Origin of the sequence: Thermococcus gorgonarius (genome assembly GCF_002214385.1) — an archaeon.
GTDB lineage: Archaea > Methanobacteriota_B > Thermococci > Thermococcales > Thermococcaceae > Thermococcus > Thermococcus gorgonarius.
Window position 1 is genome coordinate 811,617 of the sequence record NZ_CP014855.1, and the last position, 20,230, is coordinate 831,846.

The 20,230-nt window shown below is 51.4% G+C and carries 20 protein-coding genes; 11 read left to right on the forward strand and 9 right to left on the reverse strand.

The genetic code is table 11. The features are described from left to right. The first annotated feature begins 21 nt into the window (after positions 1-21). The gene (locus A3K92_RS04615; RefSeq protein WP_088885145.1) at positions 22-1,926 is read left to right on the forward strand and encodes an ATP-binding cassette domain-containing protein; all 1,905 of its coding nucleotides are present in this window, start codon (positions 22-24) and stop codon (positions 1,924-1,926) included. Here A3K92_RS04615 and A3K92_RS04620 read toward each other — a convergent pair. The 4 genes from A3K92_RS04620 to A3K92_RS04635 are packed head-to-tail and all read right to left on the reverse strand — an operon-like array spanning position 1,923 to position 4,596. Then, on the reverse strand, positions 1,923-2,906 hold the full coding sequence (locus A3K92_RS04620) for a PIN domain-containing protein (RefSeq protein WP_088885146.1): 984 nt from the start codon (positions 2,904-2,906) through the stop codon (positions 1,923-1,925). The two genes, A3K92_RS04615 and A3K92_RS04620, sit on opposite strands and share 4 nt — an antisense overlap. Further along, positions 2,896-3,360 (reverse strand): hypothetical protein, encoded by a 465-nt coding sequence (locus A3K92_RS04625; RefSeq protein WP_088885147.1) that lies wholly within the window; start codon positions 3,358-3,360, stop codon positions 2,896-2,898. The genes A3K92_RS04620 and A3K92_RS04625 overlap by 11 nt, the downstream gene beginning before the upstream one ends. An 8-nt stretch (positions 3,361-3,368) precedes the next feature. Next, positions 3,369-3,830, reverse strand: coding sequence for a DUF2284 domain-containing protein (locus A3K92_RS04630; protein WP_088885148.1), 462 nt, complete (start codon positions 3,828-3,830; stop codon positions 3,369-3,371). A 43-nt stretch (positions 3,831-3,873) separates the two neighbouring features. Then, positions 3,874-4,596: an SDR family NAD(P)-dependent oxidoreductase gene (locus A3K92_RS04635; protein ID WP_088885149.1), complete on the reverse strand. Its 723-nt coding sequence runs from the start codon at positions 4,594-4,596 to the stop codon at positions 3,874-3,876. 172 nt (positions 4,597-4,768) lie between these two features. Here A3K92_RS04635 and A3K92_RS04640 point away from each other — a divergent pair, with 172 nt between their 5' ends. Continuing rightward, positions 4,769-5,248 carry a YbhB/YbcL family Raf kinase inhibitor-like protein gene (locus tag A3K92_RS04640; RefSeq protein ID WP_232460922.1) on the forward strand — a complete coding sequence of 160 codons (480 nt, stop codon included), beginning with the start codon at positions 4,769-4,771 and terminating at the stop codon, positions 5,246-5,248. A gap of 75 nt (positions 5,249-5,323) precedes the next feature. Then, a complete protein-coding gene (locus A3K92_RS04645; protein WP_088885151.1) occupies positions 5,324-5,962 on the forward strand; it encodes an alanyl-tRNA editing protein in 639 nt (212 codons plus the stop codon). A gap of 4 nt (positions 5,963-5,966) precedes the next feature. On the opposite strand, the gene A3K92_RS04650 is transcribed toward A3K92_RS04645, so the two are convergent. Beyond that, a complete protein-coding gene (locus A3K92_RS04650) occupies positions 5,967-6,551 on the reverse strand; it encodes a molybdenum cofactor guanylyltransferase (RefSeq protein ID WP_088886039.1) in 585 nt (194 codons plus the stop codon). 282 nt (positions 6,552-6,833) lie between these two features. Between A3K92_RS04650 and A3K92_RS04655 the strand changes: the two genes are divergently transcribed. Both A3K92_RS04655 and A3K92_RS04660 read left to right on the forward strand, forming a co-directional pair. After that, on the forward strand, positions 6,834-7,154 hold the full coding sequence (locus tag A3K92_RS04655; protein ID WP_088885152.1) for a hypothetical protein: 321 nt from the start codon (positions 6,834-6,836) through the stop codon (positions 7,152-7,154). A 63-nt stretch (positions 7,155-7,217) separates the two neighbouring features. After that, entirely contained in the window at positions 7,218-7,679 is a 462-nt protein-coding gene (locus A3K92_RS04660) for a DUF1931 family protein (RefSeq protein ID WP_088885153.1), read from the forward strand. Positions 7,680-7,753: 74 nt separating this feature from the next. Here the strand turns inward: A3K92_RS04660 and A3K92_RS04665 are convergent, their stop codons facing one another. Together A3K92_RS04665 and A3K92_RS04670 are read right to left on the reverse strand one after the other, a co-directional pair. Further along, positions 7,754-9,118, reverse strand: coding sequence for a hypothetical protein (locus A3K92_RS04665; RefSeq protein ID WP_088885154.1), 1,365 nt, complete (start codon positions 9,116-9,118; stop codon positions 7,754-7,756). 43 nt (positions 9,119-9,161) lie between these two features. Then, entirely contained in the window at positions 9,162-11,084 is a 1,923-nt protein-coding gene (locus A3K92_RS04670; protein WP_088885155.1) for a S9 family peptidase, read from the reverse strand. 52 nt (positions 11,085-11,136) lie between these two features. On the opposite strand from A3K92_RS04670, the gene A3K92_RS04675 reads away from it, so the two are divergent. Genes A3K92_RS04675 through A3K92_RS04700 form a run of 6 tightly spaced genes read left to right on the forward strand, consistent with a single transcriptional unit; the run spans position 11,137 to position 17,999 of the window. Further along, entirely contained in the window at positions 11,137-12,258 is a 1,122-nt protein-coding gene (locus A3K92_RS04675; protein WP_157722426.1) for an endonuclease NucS domain-containing protein, read from the forward strand. A 45-nt stretch (positions 12,259-12,303) separates the two neighbouring features. After that, the gene (locus A3K92_RS04680) at positions 12,304-14,739 is read left to right on the forward strand and encodes a tRNA(Met) cytidine acetyltransferase TmcA (protein WP_088885157.1); all 2,436 of its coding nucleotides are present in this window, start codon (positions 12,304-12,306) and stop codon (positions 14,737-14,739) included. A gap of 60 nt (positions 14,740-14,799) precedes the next feature. Continuing rightward, positions 14,800-15,303 (forward strand): TIGR00288 family NYN domain-containing protein, encoded by a 504-nt coding sequence (locus A3K92_RS04685; protein ID WP_088885158.1) that lies wholly within the window; start codon positions 14,800-14,802, stop codon positions 15,301-15,303. Further along, on the forward strand, positions 15,300-15,803 hold the full coding sequence (locus tag A3K92_RS04690) for a TIGR00288 family NYN domain-containing protein (RefSeq protein WP_088885159.1): 504 nt from the start codon (positions 15,300-15,302) through the stop codon (positions 15,801-15,803). Before A3K92_RS04685 ends, A3K92_RS04690 begins: the two co-directional genes overlap by 4 nt. Before the next feature lie 51 nt (positions 15,804-15,854). Further along, positions 15,855-17,597: a radical SAM protein gene (locus A3K92_RS04695; protein WP_088886040.1), complete on the forward strand. Its 1,743-nt coding sequence runs from the start codon at positions 15,855-15,857 to the stop codon at positions 17,595-17,597. Between the two features lie 12 nt (positions 17,598-17,609). Further along, positions 17,610-17,999, forward strand: a complete 390-nt coding sequence (locus A3K92_RS04700; RefSeq protein WP_088885160.1) for a PaaI family thioesterase — start codon at positions 17,610-17,612, stop codon at positions 17,997-17,999. Positions 18,000-18,014: 15 nt separating this feature from the next. On the opposite strand, the gene A3K92_RS04705 is transcribed toward A3K92_RS04700, so the two are convergent. After that, positions 18,015-19,184, reverse strand: a complete 1,170-nt coding sequence (locus A3K92_RS04705) for a pyridoxal phosphate-dependent aminotransferase (RefSeq protein WP_088885161.1) — start codon at positions 19,182-19,184, stop codon at positions 18,015-18,017. A 114-nt stretch (positions 19,185-19,298) separates the two neighbouring features. Further along, entirely contained in the window at positions 19,299-19,997 is a 699-nt protein-coding gene (locus tag A3K92_RS04710) for an acetate--CoA ligase family protein (protein ID WP_088885162.1), read from the reverse strand. Between the last annotated feature and the right edge of the window lie 233 nt (positions 19,998-20,230).

The following is a 20,230-nucleotide window of genomic DNA, read 5'->3' on the forward strand; positions in this document are numbered from 1 at the left end:
CCTATTCTTTTCGGTGGTCCCATGCTCGTAAGGGGAAAGGTTGCCGGTAGTGAAATCCCGCGCTTCAAGCACCGCTGGTTTGGAGTTCTTGACGTTCAAACCAATGACGGAACCTACAGGCTCTACATGACCGGAAACGTCGCCCAGTGGTTTCTAACCGGGGACGAAGTTGAGATAGAGGTCATCCACAAGCCTAAAAAGAAAGAAGGAGTTAAAGTCCTCGACTTCGACGATTACAAGCTCTGGAAGTTCTACGACGGGGAAAAGATACCCGTGTGGCCCCTCTGGGAGAAGGACGTCGAGGCGAAGCGCTACTCGCCCTTAACGGGTGAACTGCTCTACACCTACAAGATAAGGGCCAGGGAGGCAAAGTACGAGAGCGATTTCGAGGCGATAGCCGAGCTTGAGCAGTACCACTACGCCAGCCAGAAGGAGAAAGTGGCCCTGTGGCGCTGTGAGAACGGCCACATCTTCGAGGCCAACACCAGGGGAAAATGTCCCGTCTGCGGGAGCGAGGACGTGCACATCCTTGAGATCAAAGGCTCAACCCCCGCCTCCCGCTTCCTGATCCTCGAACTGGTGGAAAGAGAGGAATACGAGCCTAGGATTTTAAGCTATGCGAGAGTTGACCCGCCTATACCGCTGATGCACCGCCGCCTGCCGAACGGTGAAGTGGAGAAGAACATCCGCGAGAAGGTCTTTCCCGAGGACTGGTTCCACCCGGCATTCTGGCCCGAGAGGATAATGAGGGAACTCTACGAGGAGCTGAGGAAAAAGTACGGGAAGAAGGTTGCGCGCTCCTACCTCTGGGAGCAGGCCAAGTGGAAGGCTCTGGCCGAGACGAACACCGCTGGGGCGAGAATTGCCAGGGTAGTTGTCCACCCCGACTACCGCTCCGATGGGCTGGGACAGCTGAGCGTTAAGTCGGCCCTCGAGTGGATAGCCGAGAGGAGAATCCCGGAGATGAGGAAGAGGAAGCACATCGTCGAAACCATAGCCCAGATGGCGCGCTACAACCCGTTCTTTGAGAAGGTCGGCTTCAAGTTCCTCTGGGAGACTGCCAGCGGAAGGCCCGTCCTCTTCTATCCACTCACGGACGAAGCTAAGGAGTACATCGAGCGGTTTTTGAAGGAAGACCCCTACGCACCCAAAGATGGGAGGCTGTGGCGCCCGAGCTACGGGAAGGTTGAGCCGTTAAAGGGCCCGATAGTTTTCAGGAACGTCTCAAAGGTCTTCGAGAGCGAGCTGGACATCAAAGGCCTGCCCGAGGAGATACAGGAGCTTTTGATAGCCTTTGGTGTGAGGCATCGCGTCATCCAGAGGCCCGTTTTGAGGAACCTCAACTTCGAGATAAAGCCCGGCGAGCTGGTTGCGGTTGTTGGAGCAAGTGGGGCAGGAAAAACGACCCTGCTGAGGCTCATTCTCGGTTCGGCCAACGGTTGGTGGGAGGAGCGTTTCAGGCCCACGAGCGGGGAGATAGAGGTGCCCGACAACGCCAAGGTTTCGGTAATGATTCCCGGTGAATTTGAGCCGAGCTTTGGCTCGGAAAGCATACTAGAGCACGTTTACAGGAAGATTAAAGACCTGAACGCCGCTGTTGAAGTCCTCAACCGGGCGGGCTTAAGCGACGCTGTACTTTACAGAGCCAAATACGGCGAGCTGAGCACTGGGCAGAAGGAAAGGGCAAGGATAGCGTCGCTTTTGGCCGAGAAGCCAAACTTACTCCTCATAGACGAGTTCGCGGCACATCTTGACACCCTCACGGCCATGCGCGTCGCCAAGAAAGTTGCCGAGATAATCCGCGAGGCAGGAATAACCGCTCTGATAATCACCCACAGGCCGGAGGTCGTTAAGGCCCTTGATCCAGATAAACTGCTCTTCGTCGGCTATGGAACGGCAAGAGTGCAGAAAAGGGAGAAAAGTTAGCCCTCCATTATCTTTTCCAGCTTCCTGCAGAGGTTGAGATGGAAGAGGAACTCTTTTTCCAGCTCTTTATCGTTGAATATCAGCTTCAGCTCGTTTAACCTCTTCTTTCCCCCGAACTCGCCGTAAACCAGGGTGCAGTTAACATCGACAAGGCCAAAGACGGCCGCGAGGTTGAAGATGAGCGTCCTCAGCTGGTAGGCGGAGACTTCGTGGGTTCCGAGCCTGGTGGTGGGGTACTCGAAGTAGAAGTACTCAAGGCCCTCCATTCTGGCGACGTCGGTAATAGCTAGGTCGGCGGTAAGGAATACCAGCAGTGTGGGACTCATCTCGTCGTAGTGCTTGAGGGTCTTGACAATGAGCTCATCGTTGTTGTGGCCCTCACCGTAGCGTTCCGCTATTATTATCCTGTCTTTCAAAGCCTCGAACTCTTTGAGGGCAACGTAGGCCGCTTTTCTGGCCTTTTTCGTCCTTCTGTTGCTGAGCTCTCTGAGGAGGTGTCCGTTTCTGACTGTCTCCATGATCTCATGGAGGTACTGGGAGCGGTACTTGTAGTTCATTGCCCCCTCTATCTCGTTCTTGACGTCCTCCGCGACCACGATGGGGTAGCCGTCGAGGGGACGGTAGGAGGAGATAAAGCGGTGGTAGAAGAGGTTGGTGTCGGGGGCGAAGGCAATGCCGCGCCTGAGGACTTTGTAGACCTCGAGCATGTGCCCGAACTCCTCGATGTTGTCGTATGTTATGATCCCTGACGATATGAAGGCCTCGTAGAAGTCCGAGTACGAGGGGAGCTCCGGATGCCGGGATCTAAACTGATTCCTGTCTGCGGTAACTTTGATGAGATAGCCCCTCTCGGAAACTTCCACACGGAAAAGGGGGATACCGTAGAGGGGGTAGCCGACTTCGAGCTTCTCCCTCTCTTGGAGGAGATTTATCAAAATCTGGAGCTCCGGCTTCTCGATAACCACTTCCTCACTCCCCATTTTTCCCACCCAGGAAGTTCTTGATCCTCTGCATATGCTTCGGCAGCATCATGTACGGCCTGTTGGGGAACGCAACGTCGAGGAGGGCCATGTAGAGGATTTCCTTCACGTTGGCCACTCTGCTCTGGATTATGGCGGCCGCTACAAGGGCTTTTCTTCCCGAGGTCATGTTGAGCACTACCTCTTCGCCATTGAAGCTTGAGAAAAGCTCCCCGAGGACCCTATCGGCCATGATGAAATCGTCGTCGTTTATAAGCAGGGTTTCGACTTCAGGGGTTAAGCCGTACGCGGCAGAAATAGCTTTTATGGCCTCAACTACCTTTGGGACTGAGCCGGCGTAACGCTTCTCGGTCACGACGTAGACCTTTCTGGGCCTCGATCCCCTCATAAGCGAGGCGTAGTAAGTGTTCACGAGGGCCCAGGGGGTCCTGCCAAGCAGGGCGACGTGGATCATGCTACCACCTACTCCACCATTATCAACCCGTAGAGGACGCTCTCGGAGAAGTCAATATTGACGAGCGAACTTATTTCTATCCCCACCGCGTCTATGCTGGGTCTAACTTTGTCGGGCATCCTGCAGGGCTCGCCCCTCTCGAAAGGGCAGTCGTCGCAGAGGTTGCAGTTGCCGGGGAAGAGGGCCATCGCGTAGAGCTTGCCCTCCTTGAAGAGCTCTTTCTCCCTCTTCAGGAGCCAGAGGAGGACTTTTCGCTTTTCCTCCTCAAAGTTCTCCATGTCGATTTCGAATTTGATTAAAACGGCCTTTTTGAAGCTTTTAACCCACTCCCTGGCTTCCTTCCAATCCGGGGCATGGGGAGGACAGCCCGGCCTCTTCCCGTACATCGGGCAGGAGCGGCACTTCCACACCGGCCTCGGTGAAACCACTATGCTCGAAGCCTCAACCTCTTTCTCCCACAGCACTTTCATCGGTATCAAAGAGAATATTGGAAAAGGAGGTTAAAACGTTTCCTCAGTCCATCAGCCTGCCGCCGTTGACGTCTATGACCTCTCCGGTGATGTGGTCGTTTTCGAGGAGGAAGATCACGGCGTGGGCTATCTCCTCTGGCTTGGCTATCTCTCCCGTCAGGGAGAGCTTTCTGAGTTTTTCCTTTATCTCGGGGCTTATCAGGTCGGTGTCAACTGGGCCAGGAGCGACGGCGTTGACTAATATGTTCGGTGCCAGATGCCTCGCGAGGTTGAAGGTAAGCGCTATAAGGCCGCCCTTAGATGCCGCGTAGTGAGGCCCGACCGTTCCCCCGTCCTTCCCGGCTATGGAGGCTATGTTGGCTATTTTGCCCTTCTTCATGTACTTGAGAACCTCCTGCGTCACTATGAAGGCCCCCTTGAGGTTTACTCCGAGGACGGCGTCCCACTCCTCATCCGTCACCTCCATCGGCCTTAGGGCCTTTCCAAGAATGCCAGCGTTGTTGACCAGAATGTCTATTCTGCCGAAGTGGTCAACGACCTCCTTTACCATCCTCCTGACCTCTTCCCGGTTGCTTACATCGGCCTTCACAGGTATAGCATCGACTCCGTAGGATCTGCAGAGCTCCACGGTTTCTCTGGCTTTTTCCTCGCTGTGGGCGTAGTTTACAGCCACGTTAGCCCCTTTCTGAGCCAGCGCTATCGCTATAGCCCTTCCTATTCCCCTTCCGGCACCAGTGACAAGGGCAACCTTGCCGGATAAGTCCATACTACCACCCCTTTTTCAGGTTTTGTTGGATATGCTCTTTCATTTATTCCAAAAACCTTTTACGTATATCGCTATAGTATCTCTCATGAAGTTGAGATGGCTGGTTTCATCCCTGCTAGCTTTACTCGTCCTTTCGGCGGGGTGTCTAGGATCCAGCGGGGGTGATGAAAAAATGAACGCCCCTAAAACCCTCGAGGTTGGTTCCGTCTTCCACGACGGCCAGTTTATACCTAAGGAGTATACCTGTGAGGGCGACGACACAAACCCCCCGATATACATAGGGAACATTCCGGAGGGCACAAAGTCTCTGGTTATTATAGTGGACGACCCGGATGCCCCCGGAGGAACCTTTACCCACTGGATAGCCTGGAACGTTCCCCCTGTTGGAGAAATACCATCATGGATACCAAAGAAAGCAAAGACCGACGAACCGATTCATATTCTCCAGGGAAAGAACGATTTTGGCAGGATAGGCTACAACGGCCCCTGTCCGCCCAGGGGGCACGGTGTTCACCACTACCACTTCAAGGTCTACGCACTGGACACCGAGCTTGACCTCAAGCCCGGCTCCTCTAGAAAAGATCTGGAAAAGGCCATGGAGGGACACGTCCTGGCCTGGGGCGAAGTGGTCGGCCTCTACGAAAGGAAGTGAATACTTCCTGTTTCTTTCCCCTTTCGATTTCGATAGAGATTTAAGCAGTCTACTAACAACTTAACTGGTGGTAGCATGACCCGCAAGCTTTACTACGAGGATCCCTACATGAAGGAGGCCAGAGCAAAGGTTTTGGAAGTGAAGGACAACGCCCTTCTCCTGGATCAGACGATATTCTACCCCACTGGAGGTGGCCAGCCCCACGATACGGGGTGGATAAACGGAGTTGAAGTTCTGGACGTCTACAAGGACGAGGGCGGAAACGTCTGGCACGTCGTTGCCGAGCCAGAGAAGTTCAGGGCCGGTGACGAGGTCGAGCTGAAGATCGACTGGGAGAGAAGGTACAGGCTGATGAGGATACACAGCGCGATGCACCTGCTGGAGCACGTCCTCAACGAAGTTCTACCCGGAAAATGGGAACTCTACGGCAGTGGAATGAGCCCAGAAAAGGGCAGGTACGACATAGTCTACCCTGAGAACGTCAACCAGTACAAGGAGAAAATAATCGAGCTCTTCAACCGCTACGTTGACGAAGGAGGCGAGATGAAAATCTGGTGGGAGGGAGAGACGCGCTACACCCAGATAAGGGACTTCGAGGTCATTCCCTGCGGCGGGACCCACGTGAGGGATATAAGGGAGATAGGCCACATCAAAAAGCTCAAGCGCTCCAGCCTTGGTAGAGGCAAACAGAGACTTGAAATATGGCTCGAGTAGCTTTTTATTCTTTCATGTTTGTTTCGGCAAAACGGACGTCCAGCGAGTTTTTAACCCTGAAAAAGCTCAGCGTTACCTTCGGGTTTCTCTTGGCAAGTTCTTCGATAGATACCGGCTCGTAGTCGAGGAACTCTACAACCCTCGAAAAGCTGGTGTAGCCTTCTGCAGTTGCTGAGCCTATCGCGTTCTCAAGTGCATCGGGCTCGTAGACCGCGTGGAAGACCTCGGCACTCCCGTCCCTCCAGACGGGGATTACCGCCTCGGGTTCGTTTTCGTAATAGATCCCGATCAGGTAGTTCACGAGGAACGGCATCACGAGCGGCATGTTGCCTTCAACGAGGAAGAACGGCTCATCGGGGAGAGCCTTAAGGAGGGCCTCCATCTTGCTCCTCGCAGAGACGGGAACTGGGTTCGAGACGTGGAGGGAGTAAGTCTTAAGTTTGTCCTTTCTGACGATGGTGAGAACCTCATCAATCCTCTTGCTCATCAGCAGCCTTCTCTCGGTGAGCTTTACCACTGGCTCATCATTTATGGGTATCGTGTAGTTCTCCCACCTCTTCTCTGGAAACGCCATGACCACTGCCCGCATGAGGACGGGTCTCCGTTCGTCCTTAAAAACCTTTTTTAACTTGGTTGTCATATGTCCAAGATTTTCCCGAAAACTTAAACTTTATTTTGGATTTCCTGAAAATAACAGTCTAAATGATACCAAGATTGATGAATAATCTGCATTTTGACAACGTTTTACACCCTTCTTTGCCAGTTCCCTTCGATGGGGGGGGAATTGACGATACCATCACAGTTGGGGCTGAGCATGGATTCCTAAGTTAACCTTTTATTATTCTCCTCCAAGAGTAAACGGGGTGGTACAATGCTCCCGGAGCTCGTCATGGGCTTTCTCTTCACTCTTGGATGGGCCGTGTCCTACGTCCTCGTTTTGAAGCAGAGAAGCGTTGCCAGGGCCCTACTTGGCGTCCTCATCCTCTTTGGGGTTATTGTTCTCTTCACCCCCTACCGCTTCGGGGGAGACATACTTGGATGGCTCATTGGCATTTCCGCGGGCTTCTTTGTAGGCCTCCAACTCGTCCAGAAGTATGGCCCTGAAAAGCCAACGGACGAGAGCGTCATAGCCGTTTTCCTCCTCGGCCCGCTGATTTTTGCCCTTCTTTTGATCCTCGTTTTGGTGTTCTGAGCGAAACTTTTATATACCTAAGGTTACTAAAAATATTCCGGAGGAAACACGGAGGTGGTGGCCATGGCGGAGATGATAATACCCTACCCGCAGCTCCAGAAGATACTTGAGAGAACCTGTGAACTTGCCGTGATAAAACCCAGGGCCGAGGAAATGATGGACATCGTTGAGAAGAAGCTCGCCGACCTCTTTGAGGTCGCCTACGAGAATGCGAAGGCCGAGAGGTCCGAGACGATAAAGCTCAGGCACATACCCATAACCAAGGGCTTCAGGAACAGCATGAACCTCTTCAGGGCGGTCATAGAGGGCGAGGGCGTTGAGATTGAGCCCATCAGAAAATACGTCCTCAAGAAGATACCCGGCGATATACCGCTTGAGGAAGAGGTCATAAACGAGCTCCCCACCATAGCCGGAACCCTCTTCGTGCTCGTCGGCAGGGTCATCAAGGCCCTCCACCCGGAGATTAGGAACGTCTATCCCGAGCACATCGAAGAGGCTAAGAAGGTGCTGGACTACACGCTTTGATGCAATATGACAAGTTTTATCTATGATGTTAATCAATTAATTTAAGTTTTTTACCGAATAAAAAATAAAAAAAGTCAATCGCTGGCAAAATATTCGGGATTTATTTTTAGATTTTTTATGTCTTCCTTAGTATACCCAAGGTCTTTGATTGCAATCTCTTGGAACTTCTTCCATGCTTCTACATTCTTCTTGAAGTAGTTCCTTAGAGATTTTGCAACTTCATATGGATGATTTTCTTTGGAAAAAACCTCTACTGCTTTTTTGACAAAATCTTGATCCATTCCGAATATTTTAATGATCCATACGCTCAACTCGGATCTATCATTGGCATATTGAAAAGATGTGGGGTAGTTTATCACTTCTGTAATGATTATATTTTTAAGATGTTCAAAAAATTTATATCTATTTAGTAATATGTACCTTATATCACTAGTATCAGAAACAATTCTGTTTAAGATTGAGAGAGTGTAATTCGATATATGCTTTGGAAATTCTCTGGACAACTCTTTTTTGGTCTCCTCTCCTAAATAAGGAGATTTTAGGAGGTACAAGAATACTTCCATCTCTTTTTCTCCAATTGGATATTCTTCTTTTAGCCTATTTATTATTCTGGGGAGTATCTCCCTATTATCATTTACTATTTCTTCGAAGGATTGTGGGCAATACATTATAAATCTTTCAGGGGTTATATTTGAGTTTTCATGGAGATATCTGAGTAAAGCCATATGATGCTCTTTGAATTCAGAGTTCCTAGTCAGGTTATATATAGTAGTTAGAAGCTCAAGAAATCTATATTCAGCGATTCTTTTTGGATAAACATTTTCAGATAACCATAACCAAAACATTTCAAGAAAATCTGATAGGTTATTTTGGGCAAGTTTATCTAAAACTTCTTGTAGGTATTTCTCAAAATCCGTTGAATTGACTCCAAATGCATTATATACTTCAATCACATCGGGGAGTATACTCTCTACTTCGCCGGATATCTTAAGACGATGTTCTACAAAATCAATCATAAATTGCCAAAAAGCCTCGACATGAAAATTGGAGATATTGTATCTTTTTCCATGGGCGCATATGTTTCTTATACCTTTCCAATACTTAATCATCTCCCTGTCTTCGTCGTAAATTATGAATGGGGTCTTTTGTTTCCTAATGAGCAGAGAGAATATAGTATCGTCCCATTTCTTTTCGTCATTAAGATTCTTTTTAATACCTTCCCAATTCTCTTTAGTTAAACCTATGCCTTTTGGGGGGGAGTCAATAACCATTAGACGTTCTTTTACTATATTTAAAAATGCTATCCACGCCATAACAATAGCAGCCCGGTATGCATTTGCTTTGTAAGAAGAAATAGATTCTTTTAAGAGAATTAATGAGGATTCAGGTAAAATTTTTCTATTTTTTTGTATCCATTCCTCAATAAACAATTGCCTCATTTGATTGCCCCAAATATTTGAGTCATAATGAAATATTAAAAGTTTACGGTTGACCTTGAAAATTTCTTGACTCCTTCAGCCACCTCTCCATCCACCCTACAATAAGCTCAAGCCTTCTCACGCGGTGCTTCGGCTTGCCGCCCCTGCTTAAGTCGTGGTTCTCGCCCGGGAAAAGGGCAAGCTCCACCGTCTTGCTGAGGTACTTCAAGGCCGTGAAGAACTGGAGCGCCTCTGGAAGCCAGCAGCGGTAGTCTTCCATCGAGTGGATTATTAACAAGGGCGTTTCAACATTCGGAGCGTACTTCAGCGGGCTCTTCTCCCAGTAGCCCTCTGTGTTGCTCCACGGGTCGCCGCCTATCTGGTCGGGAGCGAAGAAGTATCCTATATCCGTCGTCCCAAAGAAGCTCACCCAGTTCGAGATGGAGCGCTGAGTAACTGCGGCCTTAAAGCGGTTCGTGTGGCCCACTATCCAGTTCGTCATGAAGCCACCGTAGGAACCTCCGGTAACGCCTATCCTCTCCGGGTCAATGAAGTCGAAGCGCTTTAGGGCTTCATCAACGACCTCCATCAGGTCCTGGTAATCCCTCTCCCCGTAGTGCCCCCTTATGTCAGCGAACTCTTCTCCATAACCGTCGCTTCCCCTTGGATTGGAGAAGATGACCACGAAGCCCTTAGCCGTTAGGACGTGGAACTCGTGCATGAAGGAGTAGCCGTAAGCGGTTTTGGGCCCGCCGTGGATTTCAAGAACCGCGGGATACTTCTTGCCCGGCTCGAAGCCAAGGGGCCTCATAATCCACGCGTCTATCTCCACTCCATCGCTGGCCTTAACCTTAAAGTGTTCGGGCTGTGAGAGGTTGTAATCCTTAATCCAGCCGTTGAAGTCTGTAACGCGCTTCTCCTTCCCGTCCCTCATGACGTAAAGCTCCGTTGGAGTTACCGCGTCCTGGGCGGTGAAGGCTATGTAGTCGCCTATGGCAAAGCTCTCGACGCTCCTATCGCCGCCGACAACGCGCTCGATCTTCCCGTCGAGGTTTACCCTGAAGAGGTTCGCCCTCGGGCCGTCGGTAGCGACGTAGTAAACCCAGCCGTCCTTAAAGACGAGCTCTGCCCTCTGGCTTCCCCTAACGTCGCAGTTGAGCGAGTTGTAAGCGGAGCGGTCGAGGTCTTTCGTGAGCTTCCTCATCTCGCTGGTTTCAGGATTGTAGTGGTAGATGTGGGTGTTGGTCGGGATCCCCCTTTCCCTCGTGTTGGCCTTGAGGATGAAGGTTCCGTCGTCGAGCGGGATGAAGTCGCTCACGCTCCACTTTCCGGGTGTCAGGCGCTTTGCCTTCCTCCCCTCAAGGACGTAGAGATCACTGACCATCGGCTTCTTTTCGCGGTCCTCTTGGGCGATAAAGTAGAGCCTGCCGTTGTGGACGCGGATTTGAGAGACATCGAAGTTCTTTGGAGTCAGGCGCTTCTTCTTCCCGGTTTCGACGTCCACTAGGTAGACAACGCTCCTCTTTCCATAGACCCAGCCAACACCGTTGAACCAGAAGGGTATTTCCTTGATGATGTGGACGTCATCCTTTGGCTTCTTCTCGACGTCTATTGGTGTCACAACGGCTATGCTCCTGCCGTCCTCCGTGAAGCGGAGGTTTCTTATCCCGTACTTGAACTTCGCTAAGAGCCTCGCCTCGCCGCCGTCGGTCGGAATAACGTACAGCTCGGCTTCTTTGCTCTCCTTGTCGCGCTTCGATGTAAAGGCCACGAGCTTCCCATCCGGCGAAAAGCGCGGATTCCCGTCCTTTTTGCCGGATGTGAAGGGTTTGACCTTCCTGCCGTCGTAGAGGTAGAGCCTTGAGAAGTAGTCGTCTTTCTCAACGCTTATCTCAGTCACTTGGAAAACGAGTTTCCTCTTGAAGGCGTCGATGTTTCCCACGAGCTTGAACTTTCCGAGGTCTTTCTCGGTCAGACCTTTCGCCATTTAGAATCACCGGATTAACTCGGTTCTTTTCGTATAAAAGCTTAGCGTTTCGATGGTTATCGAGATAAAAGACAATAATGTTAAATACCACAACATGGAACCGTATTGGGTGTTAGTTGTGGCAATTCTTATTGTAAAAAATGGACAACAGGTCATACGGGTCGAGGAATCCAAATTTGAAAACGAAGCATACCTTCAAAATTACATAGCTGAGAACCCAGAGCTAATTCCTCTGGAGGAGATTCATTCAGAAAGCAGGAACTTCATTGTGACAATAAGAGAGTTTGAAACCTCATCAGGACCTATTGACATCTTGGCAATTGACAACGCTGGTGACATATACATCATTGAAACCAAGCTTTCCAAAAATGCCGACAAAAGAAAAGTTCTTGCTCAGATTTTAGACTATGTCGCTGCATTATGGGAAGAATACTCAGAAAATCCCGACAAATTCGTGGAAGCTCTTGGAATAGACACAAGTGAGGATGTACTCTCGAACATAACAGAGAATCTCAGCAATAGTAATTTCAAGCTCATCGTTGCCATGGACTCTTTAGATGCAAGGCTGAAAACGTTAATCCGCTTCTTGAAGTCCCATTCTACCTTTGATGTTTATGCCTTGGAGTTTGATTATTACAAACTTAGTGATGATGATAAGACATACGAGATATTTGTTCCCAAACTCTTTGGGGTGGAAAGCACTGAAAAGAAACTCAGAACTACACGGAGAAAGTGGACAGTTGAGAGTTTTATGAACTACGTGGAGACCGAGCTTTACGCCCAGTTCCCTGAGAGGGCTCAAGCGATTAAAGCTATATACCAACACGCTCTGGAAAAAGGGTGGAATGTACGGGCTGGACAATCGAGGGGTGGTTCTATAAATTTGGTGCCTCCCAACCCGTTAATTAGTGATGGTAGAAGCATATTAACCGTTTATGCTGAATATGGGACAGTACAGGTTAGTTTTGGATGGATAAATGATAACGAAATTGGAAATGCTGCTGCCCGTATTATTGCGGAGAAGCTCAAAAAGGCGGGAATGAAACTACAGTCAGATTACAGAAACCGATATGTGGGAATCCCTGAGAGACTATGGGTGCCAAATCCAAAGGTATTGCTGGAGATTATTGATGAGATAACAAAGCTCCCTAAATCGGATCAAACTCTTTCTTAACCTTTTTAAATCCCTCTTCTCCCTTCTACCTGGGAGGTGACGGCCGTGACCGTCAAGGTCCGCTTTGATAAGGACGTGAGAGAGTACGCCAAAGGCGAGAAGGTTAAGGACGAGATACTCAAGCTCACCGAGACTGCCCTCGCTCAGGCTCTTGAGAAGTTCCACAGGAGAATGATAGTCATCGAAGGGGACACACTAAAAAAGGCCGAACTGGCCGGAATCCTCGCTGGTGCTTCGGCTAGGGCTCTGAGCGGAGTTCTTGATGAACTTGTTAAGAAGCGCCTCAGGGACGAGAGCGAGGATAAAATCGAGGTTCTCTACGCCACCGATGCTCTGGGCGAGGAGACCTTTGGAAGAAAGCGCTACGAAGCCTTTAGAAAGCACTTTGATATTCTGGCGGGTTCTGAGGTCAACGTTCAGGCGGTTACCTTCAAGCACACCCGGGACATCCTCGGGAGGACTTACGACCTTTTAATTCTGGACATGAGCTACGATTATTCACCTAACGACCTCGGTAGGATTATTGAAACGGTTAGGGGCGGCGGGCTGATATTCATCCTCGCTCACCCGTTCAAGAAGTGGAAGGACATGTGGACCGGCTTCCACAAGAGCCTTGTAACTCCTCCTTACACCATAGACGACGTGAAAAAGCGCTTCAACAGGAGGCTCATCAGGAAGTTCACGGAGCACGAGGGGATTTACATCATAACCGAGAACGGGAAAATAAAGAAGAAGCCGAAGAGGAACAAGAGCCAGGCGAAGATAAAGGGCAGGAAAGGCATCCCAATCCCGGAGGAAACTCTCTTTCCCAGAGAACTCTACGAGATGGCCCTCACGGAGGGGCAGGTTGAAGTTCTCAAGGCCTTTGAAGGTCTCGTTGAGAAGGAAGGCATGCTCGTTCTGACGGCCGATAGGGGAAGGGGTAAGAGCGTCTCCGTTGGAATAGCTGCCATAGGCCTTGCGCTGGCCCTTGGAAAGCGCACCAGAATAGTTGTAACTGCCCCCGAGCCTGAGAACGTCCAATCGCTTTTCCGCTTTGCAAAGAGGGCCTTGGAGAGGCTCGGCTTCAAGCCTCACGTCGTTGAAGAGAAGGGCCTCATAAAGGAGCTCTACGCGAGGAAAATAGGCCTGCGCTATTACCCGCCGGCCGAAGGCTACAAAAAGAGCGCAGACCTCTACATTCTCGATGAAGCGGCGGGAATCCACGTGCCGATACTCCACAAGTATCTAAACAAACCGCGCGTCGTTTACTCCTCAACGATTCACGGATACGAAGGTGCTGGAAGGGGCTTCTCGGTCAAGTTCCTCAAGAAGGCGAGGGAGAAGAGAGAGTTCAAGGAACTCCACATGGACGAGCCTATTAGATACGCCTACGGCGATCCAATAGAGAAGTGGCTCTTCGACGTCCTCCTCCTCGATGCGGAACCTGTTGAGCTAACCGAGGAAGACTACGAGCTCATAAAGAGGAAGGAGGTCTACCTTGAAGAACCCGACCTGGACGACTGGTTCGAGAACGACAGGCCCGAGCTGAGGCACTTCGTCGGAATCTACATCCTGGCCCACTACCGCAACAAGCCGAGCGATGTGGCCCTTTTGGCGGACGCACCCCACCACGAGGCGAGGGTTTTGAGGCTCAAGAACGGCAAGATAGTGACCGCGATACAGATTGCCAAGGAAGGGAACATACCAAAGAACGTCATAGAGAAGATGGCCAAGGGCTACAAGCCGAGGGGAAACATCATCCCCGATATGATGGTCAAGCACCACTATTTGAAAGAGTTCGCCAAGCTTAGGGGATACCGCATAGTTAGAATAGCGACGCACCCTGATGCCATGGACATGGGGCTGGGAAGCAAGGCTTTAGAGCTCCTTGAGAAGGAAGCTCGCGAGAAGGGCCTCGACTGGATTGGCTCGGGCTTTGGGGCGAGCGAAGAGCTCGTCCGCTTCTGGGTCAGGAACGGCTTTGCAGTGGTCCACCTCAGCCCCGCAAGAAATCCTGTTAGCGGTGAGTTTACGGCGATAGTCCTCAAGCCTATAAGCGAGAAGGCGAAGAAGCTCATAAAGCAGGCCAACGACGAGTTCAGGATTAGGCTTACAGAGTGGCTCGGCGATACTCACCGCGAACTTGAACCCGAGATAGCGCGCTGGCTCTTCGAGACGCCCTTCGGCGAGGCCGTGGATTACCCAATCCATCTCACGGAGATACAGAAGAAGAGGTTAGATGCTTTCACGGGCAAGGTTCTGACTTACGATACCGTCGTCGATGCCGTCAAGCCGATAGTCAAGCTCTACTTCCTCGACGGCTGGATGAAGCCCTACCTCGACGAGAGACAGATAAAGCTCCTCATATACCGCGTTCTGCAGGCCCACAGCTGGGAAGAAACCGCGAAGCTCATAGACCGGACGGAGACCTTTACAATGATCGAGGTTAGGGACATCATCAGGGGTCTCTGGTATTACTACAAGCGGCTTCTAAGCTGAGCAATTTTTTTAACCCCTTTTCACTACTTTCCATGGTTGGAAATTACGGCGGTGTCAGCGATGCCCAGCGGTTGGGAGAAGATAGTTTCTGTGACAAAGAGCGGGATGAAGATCATCGGGCAGATGAAGCGAAAGGTCTCAAGGGGAAAGAAAATCGCCCTCCTGATAGACGGTCCCAACATCCTTCGAAAGGAGTTGGGGGTTAAGCTTGAGGACATAGTTGAGGCGCTCAGCGAGATAGGGGATATAAGAGTCGCCAAGGTTATTCTCAACCAGTACGCTCCACAGGGACTGATAGAGGCAGTCTCAAACCAGGGCTTCGAACCGGTGATAGTTTCGGGAGAGACCGGCGTAAAGCTGGCAGTTGAAGCTATGAAGGAAATATACAACCCTCACATAGACGTTATAGCATTGGCAACAAGGAACGCTGAATTTCTTCCCGTCATTCTGAAGGCAAAGGAAAAGGGCAAGGAAACAGCGGTTATAGGCGTTGAACCCGGATTTTCAGCGGCTTTGAAGCACGCCGCAGACTACGCGATAATCCTTGGCGGTGGGGAGGAATGAAGGAGAAGTTCTTCTCAATCCTCCGCAAAAAGGAAGAACGCCCCGAAGAGAGCCCATCGAAGATGATAGGCCTTATCGTCGATGGTCCCAACATACTCAGAAAGGAGTTCAACATAAAGCTTGAGGACATCCTCAGTGCCCTTCGGAAGATAGGAAACGTCAGAATAGCCAAGGTTATCCTCAATCAGTACGCTCCACAGGGACTCATAGAGGCGGTAGTGAACCAGGGGCTTGAACCGGTCATAGTGGCCGGCGACACTGACGTGAGAGTGGCTATAGAGGCCATGGAGATGATATACAACTCCGATGTTGACGTTATCGCCCTGGCCTCCCGTGACGCCGACTTCCTTCCGATAATAATTGAGGCGAAAAGAAGGGGCAAAGAGACCGTTGTCATAGGGGTCGAACCCGGCTTTTCTGTGGCACTTCAAAACGCCGCGGATTACGTCGTTAAGATGGAACCCCAACGAAAACCTGAGGAGCAGTCTAAGGAAGAGTGATCCACACCTTTGCTCCCTCAGTTTTTTAAGTCCACTCTCCAAGCCAAACACATGATAGTTGCCATTATAGACGGCTACACCGACGAGCCGGCGGGACTCGGCGTTCCCCCTTACCTTGGAATCTACCCGAGGTACGCCTACGGGGCGATAAAGAAGGCCCGGAAAGACGCCAGCGTTTTTTACCTCACCATAGACGACCTCAGAGCGACCTTTGAGGGCGAGAAAGGAATCGCCACGAAGAACAAGACTCCAAACTTTCCGAAGACCCTGGAGATACTAGAAAAAGCCGATCTAATAGTATACATCGGCGGCCTTCACACGCCGGGCAAGTACCTGTCAGCGGTTCCCTCCCAGGTCGAGGAGATAGCCAAGTTCATCAAGCCATTTAAAGGCGTCAAAATCCTAGGAGGGCCGGCGTTCATGGGCTCTGCCCACGCCGGAGGAACCAAGATAACCTCGCGCGAGCTCTCCCTGGCCCATTCCGTTTTTGACCACGTCGTCTATGGCGACCTTGAGGCGTTTCTATTTGATTTCCTTAGAAATCCCAAAGATGCTGACCCCTTCCGCTTTAGGGACTATAATGAATTAAGGGATTATGCAATTATTGGGGCAGAAGTGGTTAAGCAGTTCCCGGACTTTCCGGACTTTGTGATAGTCGAGATCGAGACCCAGCGCGGCTGCCCTAAGGCAATGGGTATAGGCGGCTGCTCCTTCTGCACCGAGCCGGTGCGATATAAAACGGTCGAAGACCGGCCCATTGAAGATGTCGTGGCCGAGGTAAAGGCCCTCTACGACCTCGGCGTGAGGCACTTCAGGATTGGAAGGCAGAGCTGCATCTTCTCATATATGGCGAAGCCGAATGGCAGGGTTCCGATTCCGAATCCAGAGGCTATAGAAAAGCTATTCAAGGGGATACGCTCGGTTGCACCTGAAGTTAAAACCCTTCACGTGGACAACGCTAATCCAGCCGTGATAGCAAACTATCCCGAGGAGAGCGTTAGGATTGCGAAGACCCTAATCAAATACGGAACGCCGGGAAACGTGGTTGCCTTCGGCCTTGAGAGCGCCGACCCGAAGGTTGCCAGGCTTAACAACCTGAACGCCACAGCTGAGGAAACCTACGAGGCGGTAAAGATACTCAACGAGGTCGGCGGGAGGAGGGGTTACAACGGCATGCCATGGCTTCTGCCGGGAATAAACATCATCTTCGGCCTTCCGGGCGAGACGAAAAAGAGCTACGAGCTGACCTTCCAGTTCCTGAAAAGACTTCTCGACGATGGCCTGATGGTTAGACGTATAAACATCCGCCAGGTGGTCGTCTTTCCTGGAACACCGCTCTGGCACATGCGGGACAAAGTTAAGACCGAGAAGCACAAGCGCCTGATCCAGCACTACAGGTACAAGATACGGCACGAGATTGATTTACCGATGCTCAAGCGCGTCGTCCCGGTGGGGACGGTTTTAAGGGACGTCCGCGCCGAGGTCTTTGACAACGGCCTCACCTACGGGAGGCAGATAGGGAGCTACCCGCTCATCGTTGGCATCCCCAAGGAAGTTCCTCTGAACCGTTTTTACGACGTTTTGATCGTGGATCACGGCTTCAGGAGCATAACCGGAATTCCTGTTCCTATAAACGTGAATCGCGAAAGTCCCAAGGTTCTCCAGCTGATTCCGGGAATAGGAAAGAAGAGGGCCGTTAAAATCCTCGCCCAGAGGCCACTCTCCAGGGAGACATTCCTTGAAATGGTCGATCCAGGTTTGAGAGGTGTTTTAAAGGACCTCGTAGAAGAGTGAGCGGTGGTCGTCATGGAGCAGAGAACCCACAGGCTAACCTCGGAAAGGCTGGTTGGAAAGCCATTAAAGATCGAACCGGGGAGGGCTGAAGTCGAGCTCATTACCACCGAAGAGATGGCCGTTGACGAGTACGGCCTCGTCCACGGCGGCTTCACCTTCGGCCTAGCTGATTACGCCGCCATGCTTGCCGTCAACGAACCCACTGTTGTCCTCGGAAAGGCTGAGGTCAGGTTCCTCAAGCCGGTAAAGGTCGGTGAAAAACTGAGGGCAGAGGCGAAAATAGAGGAAGACCTCGGAAGGAAGAGGATCGTTAGGGCTGAGGTGTTTAACGAAAGGGGCGAGAAGGTCTTCGAGGGGACCTTCCACTGCTACGTGCTTGAGAAGCACGTTCTGGAAAAATAAACGAGAAGAAGAACCTCAGACAAGTTTCTTCTCCTTCAGCACCTTTTCCATCCTGTCCATCGCTTCTTCAAGCTTCTCGTATGCTGTTGCGTAGCTTATCCTTATATAGCCCTCGCCGGCCTTCCCGAAGGCCGAACCCGGAACGACGGCGACCCTCGCCTCCTTCAGCATTAGCTCGCTAAACTGGTGGTCTGTGAGGCCGGTATCTTTGATGCGCGGAAAGATGTAGAAGGCACCCTTTGGTTTAACCGTCGGCAGGCCCATCTCGTTCAAGCGCTTCCAGACGAGGTTTCTCCTCCTGTCGTACTCCTTCCTCATCTCTTCGACGGCCTTCCAGCTCCTCGGGTCGTCGAGGGCTTTGGCTGCCGCGTACTGGGCGAAGGTGACGGGACAGGTTGAGTTGTACATCTGGAAGCGGGTCATCTTCTCGATAATCCAGGCAGGGGCGGCGACGAAGCCGAGCCTCCATCCGGTCATGGCGAAGGTCTTGGAGAAGCCGTTGACAGTTATCGTCCTCTCGAACATGCCGTCGAGCGAGGCTATACTGTAGTTCTTAACGCCGTCGTAGACGAAGTGCTCGTAAACTTCATCGCTTATGACAATGAGATCGTGCTCCACCGCGAAGTCGGCTATTTCCTCAATGTCCTTCTTCGTTAGAACGGAACCGGTTGGGTTATTGGGGGTGTTTATGATGAGCGCCCTCGTTTTTTCGGTGACGTATTTCTCAAGGTCGTCAACGGAAAGGCGAAACTCGTTCTCCTCGTAGGTCGGAACCTCAACGGGCTTTCCACCGGCGAGGATAACGGCTGGAGCATAGCTCACGAACATCGGAGAGGGGATCAGAACTTCTTCTCCGTCCTTCAGAAAGGTAGCCAGTCCCATGAGAAAGGCCTGGTTGGCACCGGTCAGTATCATTACCTCGGTTTTTGGATCCGCATCAATGCCGTTCTGCTTTTTGAGCTTTCTGGCAACAGCCTCGCGGAGCATTGGAAGGCCGGCGTTTGGGCCATAATGGGTATAGCCCTTGTCAAGGGCCTCCTTTGCGTACTCCTTGATGTGAGACGGAGTGTCAAAATCCGGCTCGCCGATTCCGAGCGAGATTACATCTTCCATCCCAGCGGCCAAATCGAAGAGCTTTCTTATCTCAGAAGGGTTGACGAGTTCAAGTCTGTCGCTCAGCGCCATGAGCATCACCGTAACGGCTTCTCCTCAATGTTTATAACGTTACCTGGAAGAAAAAGTGAACACTAAAGAATGATGGTGTCTATTGGAGTTCAGAAGTGAGGAAAGAAATAAAGCTCAGAGAAGCATCCTCGCGTCGACGGCGACGGCGCCGTCTTCATAGGCAAAGATCGGGTTGATGTCGAGCTCCCTGATCTCCGGAAGCTCAAGGGCAAGCTCGCCGACCTTGACGATTATGTCGGCAAGGGCGTCTATATCGACGGGCTTCTCGCCACGAGCTCCGGCGAGGATCGGGTAAGCCTTGATCTCCTTGATCATGTCAAGAGCTTCTTCTTTCGTTATCGGGGCGACGCGGAAGGAAACGTCCTTGAGTATCTCGACGAAGATTCCACCGAGACCGAACATGATGGCCGGGCCGAACTGCGGGTCGCGGATCATACCGACGATAACTTCCTTGCCGAGCGGGAGCATGCGGTAGATGATAACGCCCCAGAGGTCCGCGTCCGGCTTGTAGTTCCTGGCGTTCTCCATGATGGTCCTGAAAGCCTGCCTGGCCTCCTCGTCGTTCTTGATGTTGACCTTAACTCCACCGGCGTCGCTCTTGTGGATGATCTGCGGAGAAACGATCTTCATAACTACCGGGTAGCCGATCTCCCTGGCGAACTGAACGGCCTCCTCCTCGTTGGTTGCAACTTTAAACTCCGGAACCGGGACGCCGTAGAGCTTGAGAATCTCTTTGGCCTCAGGTTCAACGAGCGGCCTGTTTTCGGCCTTGGCCTTCTCGATTATCTCTCTAGCCTTAGCAATCCTGTCCATACCAATCACCTCATCAGCTTGACAATGGTCAATCCCCCTGGGCAGTTAAAAGGGTTTCCATTTGCCAACCCATCACTTCAACCACGTTTGAAGCCATGGTGAAACCCGTGCCGTTCGGGACGGGGAGCCAGAAGTACCGCGAAAAATTCTGAGCTCGAGCACCAGCCCGAGCGACGAGACGAGCAGCTACGTGGAGTTCGTCCTTAACCTCCCGTCCGGGAACTCCAAGACCG

What these genes read in the sequence shown, in the direction of transcription:
- A3K92_RS04615 (WP_088885145.1), top strand. Translation starts at nt 22, where the DNA reads ATGCTCGTAAGGGGAAAGGTTGCCGGTAGTGAAATCCCGCGCTTCAAG.
- A3K92_RS04620 (WP_088885146.1), bottom strand. Translation starts at nt 2,906, where the DNA reads ATGGGGAGTGAGGAAGTGGTTATCGAGAAGCCGGAGCTCCAGATTTTG.
- A3K92_RS04625 (WP_088885147.1), bottom strand. Translation starts at nt 3,360, where the DNA reads ATGATCCACGTCGCCCTGCTTGGCAGGACCCCCTGGGCCCTCGTGAAC.
- A3K92_RS04630 (WP_088885148.1), bottom strand. Translation starts at nt 3,830, where the DNA reads ATGAAAGTGCTGTGGGAGAAAGAGGTTGAGGCTTCGAGCATAGTGGTT.
- A3K92_RS04635 (WP_088885149.1), bottom strand. Translation starts at nt 4,596, where the DNA reads ATGGACTTATCCGGCAAGGTTGCCCTTGTCACTGGTGCCGGAAGGGGA.
- A3K92_RS04640 (WP_232460922.1), top strand. Translation starts at nt 4,769, where the DNA reads ATGAACGCCCCTAAAACCCTCGAGGTTGGTTCCGTCTTCCACGACGGC.
- A3K92_RS04645 (WP_088885151.1), top strand. Translation starts at nt 5,324, where the DNA reads ATGACCCGCAAGCTTTACTACGAGGATCCCTACATGAAGGAGGCCAGA.
- A3K92_RS04650 (WP_088886039.1), bottom strand. Translation starts at nt 6,551, where the DNA reads ATGCGGGCAGTGGTCATGGCGTTTCCAGAGAAGAGGTGGGAGAACTAC.
- A3K92_RS04655 (WP_088885152.1), top strand. Translation starts at nt 6,834, where the DNA reads ATGCTCCCGGAGCTCGTCATGGGCTTTCTCTTCACTCTTGGATGGGCC.
- A3K92_RS04660 (WP_088885153.1), top strand. Translation starts at nt 7,218, where the DNA reads ATGGCGGAGATGATAATACCCTACCCGCAGCTCCAGAAGATACTTGAG.
- A3K92_RS04665 (WP_088885154.1), bottom strand. Translation starts at nt 9,118, where the DNA reads ATGAGGCAATTGTTTATTGAGGAATGGATACAAAAAAATAGAAAAATT.
- A3K92_RS04670 (WP_088885155.1), bottom strand. Translation starts at nt 11,084, where the DNA reads ATGGCGAAAGGTCTGACCGAGAAAGACCTCGGAAAGTTCAAGCTCGTG.
- A3K92_RS04675 (WP_157722426.1), top strand. Translation starts at nt 11,137, where the DNA reads ATGGTTATCGAGATAAAAGACAATAATGTTAAATACCACAACATGGAA.
- A3K92_RS04685 (WP_088885158.1), top strand. Translation starts at nt 14,800, where the DNA reads ATGCCCAGCGGTTGGGAGAAGATAGTTTCTGTGACAAAGAGCGGGATG.
- A3K92_RS04690 (WP_088885159.1), top strand. Translation starts at nt 15,300, where the DNA reads ATGAAGGAGAAGTTCTTCTCAATCCTCCGCAAAAAGGAAGAACGCCCC.
- A3K92_RS04695 (WP_088886040.1), top strand. Translation starts at nt 15,855, where the DNA reads ATGATAGTTGCCATTATAGACGGCTACACCGACGAGCCGGCGGGACTC.
- A3K92_RS04700 (WP_088885160.1), top strand. Translation starts at nt 17,610, where the DNA reads ATGGAGCAGAGAACCCACAGGCTAACCTCGGAAAGGCTGGTTGGAAAG.
- A3K92_RS04705 (WP_088885161.1), bottom strand. Translation starts at nt 19,184, where the DNA reads ATGGCGCTGAGCGACAGACTTGAACTCGTCAACCCTTCTGAGATAAGA.
- A3K92_RS04710 (WP_088885162.1), bottom strand. Translation starts at nt 19,997, where the DNA reads ATGGACAGGATTGCTAAGGCTAGAGAGATAATCGAGAAGGCCAAGGCC.